The organism is Clostridium arbusti SL206 (genome assembly GCF_000246895.1).
Lineage (GTDB): Bacteria > Bacillota > Clostridia > Clostridiales > Clostridiaceae > Clostridium_I > Clostridium_I arbusti.
Genome location: NZ_BAEV01000007.1, coordinates 48,876 through 61,267 on the forward strand (window position 1 = coordinate 48,876; position 12,392 = coordinate 61,267).

The 12,392-nt window shown below is 32.0% G+C and carries 10 protein-coding genes; 8 read left to right on the forward strand and 2 right to left on the reverse strand.

Annotation, left to right across the window (positions count from 1 at the left end; all coding sequences use genetic code 11):
- Positions 1-245: 245 nt before the first annotated feature.
- From RH99_RS02615 to RH99_RS02640, 6 genes are all read left to right on the forward strand, one after another.
- Positions 246-884, forward strand: a complete 639-nt coding sequence (locus RH99_RS02615) for an ABC transporter permease (protein WP_010233642.1) — start codon at positions 246-248, stop codon at positions 882-884.
- A gap of 102 nt (positions 885-986) precedes the next feature.
- Positions 987-1,913 carry a glycine betaine ABC transporter substrate-binding protein gene (locus RH99_RS02620; RefSeq protein WP_010233643.1) on the forward strand — a complete coding sequence of 309 codons (927 nt, stop codon included), beginning with the start codon at positions 987-989 and terminating at the stop codon, positions 1,911-1,913.
- A 32-nt stretch (positions 1,914-1,945) separates the two neighbouring features.
- Positions 1,946-2,968 (forward strand): ABC transporter ATP-binding protein, encoded by a 1,023-nt coding sequence (locus RH99_RS02625; RefSeq protein WP_373854696.1) that lies wholly within the window; start codon positions 1,946-1,948, stop codon positions 2,966-2,968.
- Complete coding sequence (locus tag RH99_RS02630) at positions 2,943-3,620, forward strand: ABC transporter permease (RefSeq protein WP_010233645.1); 678 nt, start codon at positions 2,943-2,945, stop codon at positions 3,618-3,620. Before RH99_RS02625 ends, RH99_RS02630 begins: the two co-directional genes overlap by 26 nt.
- A gap of 83 nt (positions 3,621-3,703) precedes the next feature.
- A complete protein-coding gene (locus RH99_RS02635) occupies positions 3,704-4,621 on the forward strand; it encodes a 4Fe-4S binding protein (protein WP_010233646.1) in 918 nt (305 codons plus the stop codon).
- 30 nt (positions 4,622-4,651) lie between these two features.
- Complete coding sequence (locus RH99_RS02640) at positions 4,652-5,938, forward strand: O-acetylhomoserine aminocarboxypropyltransferase/cysteine synthase family protein (RefSeq protein WP_010233647.1); 1,287 nt, start codon at positions 4,652-4,654, stop codon at positions 5,936-5,938.
- Between the two features lie 182 nt (positions 5,939-6,120).
- On the opposite strand, the gene RH99_RS02645 is transcribed toward RH99_RS02640, so the two are convergent.
- The gene (locus RH99_RS02645; RefSeq protein WP_010233648.1) at positions 6,121-7,464 is read right to left on the reverse strand and encodes a gluconate:H+ symporter; all 1,344 of its coding nucleotides are present in this window, start codon (positions 7,462-7,464) and stop codon (positions 6,121-6,123) included.
- An 875-nt stretch (positions 7,465-8,339) separates the two neighbouring features.
- Between RH99_RS02645 and RH99_RS18455 the strand changes: the two genes are divergently transcribed.
- Together RH99_RS18455 and RH99_RS02665 are read left to right on the forward strand one after the other, a co-directional pair.
- Positions 8,340-10,481: an Ig-like domain-containing protein gene (locus RH99_RS18455; RefSeq protein WP_010233649.1), complete on the forward strand. Its 2,142-nt coding sequence runs from the start codon at positions 8,340-8,342 to the stop codon at positions 10,479-10,481.
- Positions 10,482-10,852: 371 nt separating this feature from the next.
- Positions 10,853-11,560, forward strand: a complete 708-nt coding sequence (locus RH99_RS02665) for a hypothetical protein (protein ID WP_026038371.1) — start codon at positions 10,853-10,855, stop codon at positions 11,558-11,560.
- Between the two features lie 221 nt (positions 11,561-11,781).
- Here the strand turns inward: RH99_RS02665 and RH99_RS02670 are convergent, their stop codons facing one another.
- Positions 11,782-12,363, reverse strand: coding sequence for a hypothetical protein (locus RH99_RS02670; protein WP_010233650.1), 582 nt, complete (start codon positions 12,361-12,363; stop codon positions 11,782-11,784).
- Positions 12,364-12,392: the final 29 nt, after the last annotated feature.

Here is a 12,392-nt window from a genome sequence, read left to right on the forward strand (position 1 = left end):
ATCCAATTTCCATAAAAACTTCATCATCTATTTAGATTTCTAGCTTATTGACAATATTTACTTCATATGATATGTTTATAAAAAGTAAGTTGATAAGAATACTAGGTAAAATTGACTGATCAGCTAAACTGTAGGCCAAGTTTGTATTTTAAAATACAAATTTGGTCTTTTTTATAAATATTTAAGATACTTATATCATATTATCTAATTGATAAAATTTTTAGAAAGGAAAGGTATTAATATCAATGTTAAATGACATTATTAAATTTTTACTAAGCAATATTAATCAGTATTATCAAGCCGTCATTATCCATATATCCATAAGTATAACAGCAATACTTATAAGTATTACCCTAGCTGTTCCCCTTGGAATATTATGCTCAAGAAGTTCAAAAGTTCTGTATCCAGTAATGAATTTTTTTAATTTCCTGAGAATTATTCCTAGCCTTGCAATACTAGTTTTAGCATTGCCAATCCTTGGAACAGGCTTTGCTCCTGCACTAGTTGCTTTAATAATTCTTGCAGTACCACCAATACTTATAAATACCTATTTGGGTTTTAAAAATATTAGCCCATCAATTATTGAAAGTGCAAAGGGAATGGGTATGGATTATAAAGAATTGCTTTTTAAAATTCAAATTCCCCTGGCAATGCCTTTAATAATTACAGGTGTAAGAACTTCTTCCGTAGAGGTTATAGCCAGTGCTACTTTGGCATCTTATATAGGAGCTGGTGGCCTTGGTGATTTTATATTTACCGGATTAAGTATGAATGATTACACCATGCTGCTTGTAGGCGGAATATCCGTAGCAGCCTTATCTATTATTGCAGAAATAATATTATTCTTTTTACAACATGGAGTTACAAGGTATCAAAGAGATTAAAAATTACAGATTGCATTGATTATATGTAGTCTATGTATAAACAGCTATGGCAAGGGGCTTATAGCACCTTGTACATGAGATATTATAAGGAGAGTGTTAAATATGAAAAAGAAATTATTTATTTTACCATTATTAGCAGCAATGCTTACAGCGGTGGTATTTACAGGGTGTGGCAAAAGCACTGGTAGTACTACTAACACCGCTAATGGCTCTAGTTCTAAACCAACAATAAAAGTTGGATCTAAAGATTTCACAGAATCTCTAATTTTAGGTGAATTATATTCAGAAGCATTAGAGCATGCTGGGTATAAAGTTGATAGAAAATTAAATTTAGGTGATGCAGTAGTTCATACATCTTTAGTAAATGGCGATATAGATTTATACCCTGAATATACAGGTACAGGTCTATTATCAATTTTAAAAGAAAAACCAATATATGATTCAAAAGCAGTTTATGATGAAGTTTCTGCAAAGTATAAGGAAAAATTTAAGCTAATTTGGCTAAATCCATCTGAAGCAAATGATTCTCAAGGATTAGTTATTACTAAAAAAGCATCAGATCAGTATAATATACATACAATTTCTGATCTTCAAAAGAATGCAAGTAAATTGAGATATGCTTCACAAGGAGAATTTGATAAACGAGCAGATGGTTTACCAGCCCTTACAAAAGCCTATGGTCAATTTAATTTTAAAGATGAAAAAATATACAATACCGGTATTTTATACGATATACTCCATAGCGATAAAGCTGATGTTGCAGTTGCAGCTACAACTGATGGACAATTGAGTAAGGACGAATTTGTATTGCTTCAAGATGATAAACACGTATGGCCTCCATATAACCTTGCACCAGTAGTAAGACAGGACATTCTCACTAAGAATCCTGATATAAAAGACATTTTAAATAAAGTTACTGCTAAACTGGACAATAAAACTTTGATAAAATTAAATGCAGAAGTAGACATAGATAAAAAAGAATACAAAACTGTAGCAAAAGAATTTTATAATCAGGAATTTGGTAAATAAAATTAAAAATCTACGATTTTTAATAAAGGAAGGTGAATATATTGGCAGAGACAGCTATTAAATTCGTAAAGGTCAGTAAAAAATTTAATAAGGCTAAAGAGTATTCTGTTTCAGAAGTTAGTTTAGATATTGAAAAAGGAAGCTTTGTAACTATTTTAGGAACTTCTGGCTCTGGGAAAACCACATTATTGAAAATGATTAATAGAATATATGAAACTACTTCTGGTGAGATATTGTTCTTTGGTGAGAATATTAAAAACTTGGATATAGCCATCCATAGAAGAAAAATAGGTTATGTAATTCAGCAAATTGGATTATTTCCACACATGACCATTGAACAAAATATAGCAACAGTACCTAAAATACTACACTGGAATAAAAAAAAGATATCAGAACGCATTGATTATTTGTTGAATCTTGTAGGTCTTTCTGAAAATAACTTCAGAAAAAGATATCCAAGACAATTATCTGGAGGTCAGCAGCAGAGAGTTGGCCTAGCTAGAGCCATGGCTGCAGATCCTGAAATAATGTTAATGGATGAACCCTTTGGAGCTATTGATGCCATAACAAGGCAGAACCTTCAAGATGAATTAATTAATATACAAAAGAAACTTAACAAGACCATTGTCTTTGTAACTCATGATGTTAATGAAGCCTTTAAACTTGGGGACAAGGTTATTGTAATGAATAAAGGTGAGATTCAGCAATTTGATACTCCTTACAATATTTTATTTAACCCTGCAAATGATTTTGTTTCCCGTTTGGTTTCTTCAGAGGATGCTCTTCAAAAATTAAAATATTTAAAGGCGGAACTTGCTATGGTTCCTTTAGATTTACCAGTAAGCCCTAAATCTATAAGAGTAAAAAAAGAAGAGAGTCTATATGATATATTAACTGTTTTTCTAAATAATAATGTAAAGACAGTTATAGTTGAAGATGATGCTCATCATGCTGTAGGAAAAATAAACTGGAAGCAGCTAAATATTAAATCTGCAGAGAAAAAACAAGATATTTATGAGAAGTCGGGTGATGATTTTGATAAAATATCTATCTGAAAATTATGAGGATATGCTTCAATTGTTATTAGAGCATGTTCATCTGGTAGTAATAAGTGTTGCAATATCTTTAATTATTGCAATTACCTTCGCAATTTTAGTTTTACGTTCAAAATGGGCATCTATAGTTTTATTATCCCTATTTGGAGTATTGTATTCAATACCCAGCCTTGCAATGTTTGCATTTTTAATTCCAGTTTTAGGTCTAGGTGAAAAGACGGCTGTGGTGGTTCTCATAATATATAATCAATATATACTTGTAAGGAATATACTTATTGCCTTTCAATCCATAGATCCTTCAATTATTGAAGCTGCAAAGGGTATGGGATTAAACTCAAGACAATTATTTATAAACATTCAACTGCCTTTAGCTGCACCTATAATAATTGGTGGAACAAGAATAGCCATTGTATCAACTATAGGTATAGCAACTATTGCCTCTGTAGTTAATGCTGGAGGACTAGGCGTTATATTATTTGATGGACTGAGAATGAATTATATTATAAAAATTTTATGGGGTACCATCATGGCTGCCGGCCTGGCCTTAATAGCTAATCAGATATTGTTGTTTATAGAAAAAATTACTGATAGGAAAGCAAAGGGAGAATTCAGAAGCACCCCATCAGAAGCACCCCAGGGGTGTAAATTATAGGAAAACTGTAAAATTTTACACCCCTAGGGTGCAAAATTTTACTGCGGCTAGCCATCAGATAAAATGAATACAAGGAGAAATGTATGTCAAAACACACTGATATTGTAAAACTTTTAGATATTCCTAAAATTGTAATACCCTATTTAAATTTAATTTATACTGAGGATCAATTGGACCTCACAGCTGCTATTAAGAATAAACTATTATCTAAAGAGGAAATTCAAACTATCCTTGGAAAACCTGTAGAGGCTTTACTGGATAATGCCTATAAAGCAGCTGTAGTCGATAAGGTTATAGATGAGAAAATAATAAAATATAAAATCACTTCCCTAGCTAATAGACTTGATAAAATGGCAACCTTTGAAGCAGATAAATGGCACAGTATAAAATCAGAAGATAGAACTAAAATAGCAGATTGGCTCTTTAATGACTTTTTAGAAGCTAAAAGAAATAGCTCCCTAGAGAAAATAGCTGAAAATGGCAACAAAATACTACCTTTAAATGAAGCTATAGACTATTTAAATACTGTAGAAAATGATATATATGTTATGCCCTGTGACTGCAAAGCCATAACTGGAAATTGCAGTTTCGATAAAAATGTATGTATGAGTATGGGCAGTGGTTTAAATAGTTCTTCTGATAGAGGTCATGGTAAAAAATTAACTAAGGAAGAAGCTGTAGAACTGTTAAAACATGCAGATAAAGAAGGACTTATTCATTCAGTAGAAAAAGGCGCTATTTGTAATTGTTGCAGTTGCTGTTGTTATCCTCTAAGAGCTTCAAAGGAACTAGGCCTTCAAGGCAAATGGCCGCTGGTAACTTATGTTGCGGTTATGGACAAGGATAAATGCATAAACTGTGGTATATGCACTAAAAGGTGTCAATTACAGGTATTTGAAAAAATAGATGGCGTTATTCATATGGATGATTCAAAATGTGTAGGCTGCGGGTTATGTGTAAATACCTGCCCAAAGAAAGCTTTACATTTAGAAAAATTATAAACTACATTGTTTAAAGGAGTGAATACATAAATGTCACATAAGGAATACGGATTTGAAACATTACAGATAAGAGCAGGTTATGATCCAAAAGAACACAATTATGCTTCATCTGTGCCAATTTATCAGACAACTGCCTTTAATTTTGGAGATACTGACAGGTTAGAAAAATTATATTCACTTAAAGAAGGTGGTTTCTATTATACTAGGATAGGTAATCCTACATCAGATGTACTTGAAAAAAGAATAGCAGCTCTAGAGGGAGGCACTGCAGCAGTGGCAGTAGCTTCTGGTATGGCAGCAATAACTTATTCATTGCTCAATGTAGCAGAAGGTGGAGGCGAAATTGCAGCAGTAAACACTTTATATTCTGGGTCCTTCAATCTCTTTAATCATATTTTGCCTCAGTTTGGCATAAAGGTAAACTGGATTGATGACCCCTACGATCTGGATTCCTTTAGAAAAGCTATTACACCTAATACAAGAGCAATATTTGCTGAATCCGTAGGAAATCCATTGATTAATGTACTGGATATAGAGGGGGTTGCAAAAATAGCTCATGAGAATGACATTCCCCTTATAATTGATAATACCTTCCCTACTCCCCATCTTCTAAATCCTATTCAGTATGGAGCAGATATAGTTGTCCATTCTGCTACAAAGGCATTAGGTGGACATGGAACAGCAATCGGAGGATTAATTATTGAAAGTGGTAAATTCAATTGGGGAAATGGTAAATTTCCTCACTTTACTGCACCTGATTATGGTGCTAAGAACCAAAATTTATATGAGCTGCTGCCTACCTCAGTTTTTACAACAAGGATAAGACTTAGATATTTAAGTGACTTTGGAGCAGCTATAAGCCCTTTTAATTCATTTTTAATACTTCAAGGCATAGAAACTCTATCAGTAAGAATAAATGAAGAAGTTAAAACTACAGAAAAAATAGTAAAATATCTATCAGGCCATCCAAAGGTGTCCTGGGTTAATTATCCCAGTGTAAAGGGAAATAGAAACAATAAACTAGCAGAAAAGTATCTTTCTCATGGTTATGGTACTATATTCACTTTTGGCTTTAAAGGAGATCAAGAGGATATTAATAAGTTTATAAATAGCTTAGAACTATTCAGTTTTCTTGCTAACATAGGAGATAGTAAATCCCTACTGGTTCAACCCTGCGTTGCAACCCACGGCTCTTTAAGTGTAGAAAATAGAAATAAAGCAGGCGCCTTTCCAGAGGCACTAAGATTATCTATAGGTCTAGAAAAAGCTGAGGATTTAATTGCAGACTTAGACCAAGCCTTTTCCAAGGTGAATTAACCTTTTTTATCACCCCATTTTTTATCACCCCATTTTTTATCACCCCTGGGGTGTAAATTTTTACAGTTATCCTATTTTTTACACCCCAGGGGTAATTAATAAAGACCGGATTTGTATTTAAAAATACAAATCTGGTCTTTTTATAGATATTTTTTTACGTCATCTAAATTTTCCAATCAAATTCAACTAATAAAAATACTCAAAACTAATACCATACACAATTGAACTACAGAGTTAGTTAATTCAAGAAGTCCCCAAGTCTTAAAGGTGTCTTTTATGGAAAGATTAAAGTATCCCTTAAAAAGCCAAAAGGCCGCATCATTTAAATGAGATAAGGTATTACTTCCTGCAGCAGTTGCTAAAACCATCAGTGCAGGATTTATGTGAAAAGTTCCTACTAAAGGCCCAACGATTCCAGCAGCTGTAATAGCCGAAACAGCGCCTGTTCCGGTAGCAAGTCTTAAAAGAACAGTTATAGCCCATGCCATTATAAGTGGAGAAGCTGACGAGTTTTGCATTAATACAGCAATATATTTACCTAAACCTGTATCCAAAATTATTTGCTTAAAGGCTCCCCCAGAACCCATAATTAAAATAATCATAGCAACACCTTCAATAGCGCTGGAAAATGATTGCATAATCTCTGGCATCTTCTTATTTAGTTTTATACCAAATACATATATGCCAACAATTACAGCTATTAACATACTGATTTCAGCACTACCAAAGAAACTAAGAATTTTAAAAAGCATACTTTTTGGATCTATCCAAACTTTTATTATAGTTGCGCTACTAATTATAATTGCTGGAATAAGAGGTACTATTAAGCTTACCCAAAACTTAGGCATTTCTTCTTCAGTAAATTCTTTGGGCTTTTTTAACAAAGGTGGAATTGGATGCTCTAAATTCCCTAGAAATTTTGGAAGAATAATTCCCGATGCTATAATAGTTGGAATAACAACTATTATTCCTAAAATATATACCATACCCATATCAGCGTGATATGCAGATATAAGTGCTACAGATCCCGGCTGAGGTGGAAATGTGCTATGAGCAGTTGTAGCTGCTGCTACCATGGCAATTCCAAGACGCAAATAAGGTACTTTTGCTTCTATAGCTATACTAATAATAAGTGGGGCTAATATCATAAAAGCCACTTCGTAGAACATTGATATACCAAAAAGAAAGCCTATCAATAAAATACCCCATTGTACATATTTTACACCAAATTTATTTATGACTGTTGTAGCAATTCTTTGTGCTGCTCCAGAATCAACCATAAACTTCCCAAGTACACTACCGAAAGCTACAATAATGGCTAAAGTACCTAAGGTACCACCAAACCCATTTTTAATGGAACCAATTACTTTATCCAGTGGCAATCCCTCTAGAATACCAACTAAAATGGCCACAATTAGTAAAGCTACCATACTATTTAATTTACATTTAATATTTAAAAATAACATTAAGGCTATACCAAAAACTAACCATATTATAGGTGAATTTTGTATCAAAAATCTTATCATAATTATTCCCCTTCCATATTGAAATATTATCTGTCGCAAGCTTTTCCTATTGTATATTCGTATTTTATATGTTTATATTATTCTTTAGTAATCGTTATCATCCCTTTCATTATAAATGCGTTACTCAAGATACACTAACTATCCTTATCATGGAATCATTTAGGAACAAGCACTAATTTATTCACCCCTGGGGTGTAATTTTTTTCTTTTTTACAGTTGGATTTATTTTTGTAAATGTTTTCATGAAGTATGTGCTTGTACAATAAAATAGATCTACTAGAGAATGCCAAGAAGTAAAAATATAGTTAATCAAACTTCAGTGTAAAATTTTAAGTAACATATAAAGTTAATGGTAAATTATTTTATATATACAAATTAATATGTACATTTATTTAAATTATGTGTTAAATATTGTTTTCGTTATTTACTTTTATGCTTTTTGATACCGTTGCTGCATAAACTTTGTTGTTGAATAGAATAATTTTTATAACCTACTATTCTTTTAATCCAAACTACTAATTATGCCCTTAACAATAGCTTTTGCAATAGCATTTAGGTTATTAATCTGTATAAATCTTAACCTTTTTTTAATAAAATTGTTATAACTTTGTGATAATCTATACTTATAATTAACATTATGTGTGTAAAATACCAATTCATTTTTAAAAAAAGGGGGAAATATGGATAAAAATAAAATATCAGCAATAAATTTGACTTTCGCCATAGACGGTATAGATACTTATAGATGGACAATTTAAAGGTAATGCTAATATATGTAGGACAAGCCCTGACATTCAGCGTGTATTTCCAAAATACAGACAAGCTATTAATGGCTATTCCCATACTATAAATTTTAGTTCGGAGGAAATAATATTATGACAATAAAAAAAATAATAATATCACTATCAATGACTGCTATTGTAAGTTTTATACCAACTTTAACAACTACAATAGTAAAAGCTGATACTGTTAATCAGGTTGGAGTTCAATATCAAGCACAAGTACAAAATATTGGGTGGCAAAAATCTGTTTCAAATGGAGCTGAAGCGGGAACAGATGGGAAATCTTTAAGAGTTGAAACATTAAAACTTAACTTATTAAATGCTCCAACAGGAGCTAAAATAGATTATCAAACTCATGTTCAAAGTATAGGATGGCAAAATGCCGTAGAAGATGGTGCAGAAGCAGGTACGGTTGGTAAATCGTTAAGAGTTGAAGCCATCAAAATATCATTAAAGAATTTGCCAGGATATTCTGTACAGTATAGAGTTCATGTACAACATATAGGCTGGATGGATTGGGTATCAGATGGACAAGTTGCAGGAACTACAGGTAAGTCTTTACGTGTTGAAGCAGTAGAAATTAAGTTAGTCAAAATATCAGATAACACTACAGTAGGTGTACAGTATCAAGGCCATGTTCAGAATGTTGGTTGGCAAGAGCCAGTACAAAACGGACAAATAGCCGGTACAGAAGGTCAATCCTTAAGAGTAGAGGCACTAAAAATTGGGTTATTGAACGCCCCAGCAGGTGCTAAAATTAATTACCAAACGCACGTACAGAGTATAGGTTGGCAACCACCAGTATCAGATAATGCAGAAGGTGGCACGGATGGAAAATCTTTAAGAGTTGAAGCTATAAAAATAGCTTTAGAAAATCTACCAGGATATTCTGTACAGTATAGAGCTCATGTACAAAATATAGGATGGCAACCATGGGTTAGTAATGGACAAGAAGCTGGTACAGATGGTAAGTCTTTGAGAATTGAAGCTATTGAAGTTAGAATAGTAAAAACAACAGATGGTAGTACACCGACACCAGTACAATTTATAAATAACGTATCTTCAATAAGCTTAAATAAAACTACAGATACTTTGACAGTTGGAAATACAGATAACCTTACAGCAACTATAGCTCCAACAAACGCTGCAAACAAATCTGTAACATGGAAATCTTCAAATATTTCTGTAGCAACAGTAGATAACACAGGAAAAGTAACTGCTGTTGGTGCAGGAACAGCTACAATCACGGCTACCACTGCCGATGGTAGCAAAACTGCAAATTGTACTGTCACTGTTAACAATAAGAAAGGCTACGTTTATAATCAAGAGCTACAAATTGATCTTAAAGTAAGATCAGCTCCAAGCTTAAACGGCAGTGTTGTGGGAACTCTATATAACTACCAGCAAATTGATATTTTAGATACTGTAACTGATAGCAGCGGTAACAAATGGGACAAATTTGTGTATAAAAATGGTACTGCTTATATAGCTGATGCCTACGTATCTGATGCATATATACAACGCTATACTTCTCCACCAGATAATGTAGTTAATGTAGCAAGTAATATAACTAAAACCTTTGAAGTTAAAAATTCTAGTCAAGTTACTGGAAACTTTGATGGCACAGGTTTATCTCTTGGATATCTTCAATGGTGTATAGGACAAGATACTCTTCAACCTCTACTCAATAGAATGGATAGAGAACATAATGCCGAAATGAAGAGTATTTTTGGAGCAAACTATACTGCTTTGCACAATATGATACTGGATACCCCAGCAAATCAGCTCAAATGGGCTAAGAGTATTAATGATTCCTCAAATAACATTATTGAACCTTGGCATACACAGTTTACTAACTTATGTAATAACCAAGACTTTAAAAATATTGAGTCAGATGCACAGGTATATACAGTTAAACAGGCCATGCTCATCTGTGATAAGTATAATTTGAAAACAGTAAGAGGATTTGTTCTCGCCTTCGATATTGCAACACAAAATGGTGGAATAACCTCAGACGCCTCAAAAATTATTGATGCTGCTGTTCAAAAGAATCCTGATATCACCGAAAAGAATCTTTTAGGAGTTATTGCAAACGCCGTAGCAGATACTTCAACTATTAATAAAGATGATGTACGAGCAAGAGAACTAGCCATAGTTAATGGTAAAGGAATTGTTCACGGATCTACGCTTAATTTAGACGCAAATTACGGTCTAAGTGATACTAGCTGGAGATAAGTTTTATCACCCCATTTTTCCATTTTCTTCACCCCTTTTCTTCACCCCTGGGGTGTAAATTTTTACAATTATCCTATTTTTTACACCCCAGGGGTAATTAATAAAGACCAGATTTGTATTTAAAAATACAAATCTGGTCTTCTTTTGAAATTAATCAAAGACTTAAACTTTTTATTTAGATACTAACTTTAATATGTTATTTCCTTATGGTAGAATTATTAAAAGGATGTAAAATCTTCAAAGACACTATAGTTGATTTTAGATACTTACTATATGAATTCATTTTTTTAGTTTTATTATCATAACTTTATTTAAAAGTTTAAAATATATTGTCTTAAAAATTTGTACAATATTGTATTGGGGGAATATTAATGAAAACTTACAAAGTATCGCCGGAAGGACTTAATAAATCTATATCTAAAATATTACTACGAATAATACCTTTATGTATCTTAGTTTTAGCTGCTGTACTATACATGAGTTCAGGAGACAATTTAACCAGTACATCAACTCTTCTTATTGTATTTATTTTAATAATTGTAGTATTAACTATATCAATACAAAAATCACTAAAAAAACAAAAAGAATCTCTTCTATCCTATGAATTAATAGTTTCAGATAATTCAATAGTAAAAAAGCAATTATCTCTTCCAACTATAGAAATTGCATACAGTGATATTACTGGTATGGAGGAAATAACTTATAAAGGTTTGATTATAAGAACTAATGATAAATCTAAAGCAATTGGAATACCCTATTATCTAATTGACTATGAGGAGGTAAAAAACACTTTATCACAGTACGGAGATATTAAAAAAAACACTTCTACATCTTTAATTAAAATTTCACAGTATGTATTACCTATATTTGTTATTTTAGCCCTGATTATCGTAATTAAATCTAACAATAGATATTTAATACTTCCTTTCGGTACGGCATATATTTTATTCTCTTTATGGTTTATAATCGAAATTTTTAGAAATAAACAAATAACTTCTAAGTTAAAACAAAAATATCTATTTTTAATATTTCCTCTCTTAGCAGTAATATTAAAAATGATTTTTATATTTTCTAATTAAAAATACATAAGTAAAAAATCTGTCTCACAAGGCATATCCATGTATACCTAGGAGACAGATTTATTATTTAGTTATAACTCACCAAACACCATTTACCGCCATCCACACAGTTGAAGGATATGATAATAAGCATAGAGAACAAAATAAAGACAAATGAGGAGGAATGAAAAGATAACCGCAGACTTTACTTTATAACTAAGTATCCCAAATTTTCATATTACTTATTTTACTTCTTTTAGAAGCACTACAAAATCACATATGTCAATTATGCCATCATCATTGTAATCATATTCTGAGTCCCACGTTCTATCAGATTTTTTTACATTGTAATCTTTAGCAACATTAGCTAAATCTTTTATGTCAATGGAACTATCATCATTAATATCAAACTGTTTAATAGCTTGTTCAACCTTAAAATCACCAGTACTTAGGTCCTTCAGTGTTCCAGAATTCATTATTCCAGAATTATTTACATATTCCGTATTCCCTTCTTTATCTGTTAATGAAACACTATTCAATTTCCATATACCTTTTTCATCATTGCCATCTATTGGTATAGTACACTCTAGTTTTTCACTATTATTAGGATATAATGAATAGCTCTTATAATTTTTGCCTGAAGGTGATGTATAATATATACTTGCACCATATATTCCAGACAAATCGTCATCTGCATCTATTTTTACCGTTATACTTTCCCCAGCGGTTACATTCACTTTATCAATACTTACGCTCTTTAATACAGGTGTTTTTGTATCAGCCACTGCCTTTGCAATGGTCTTTGATAAAAAACTTATATTCAAAGTAATTAATAAACAACTATACTACGTGT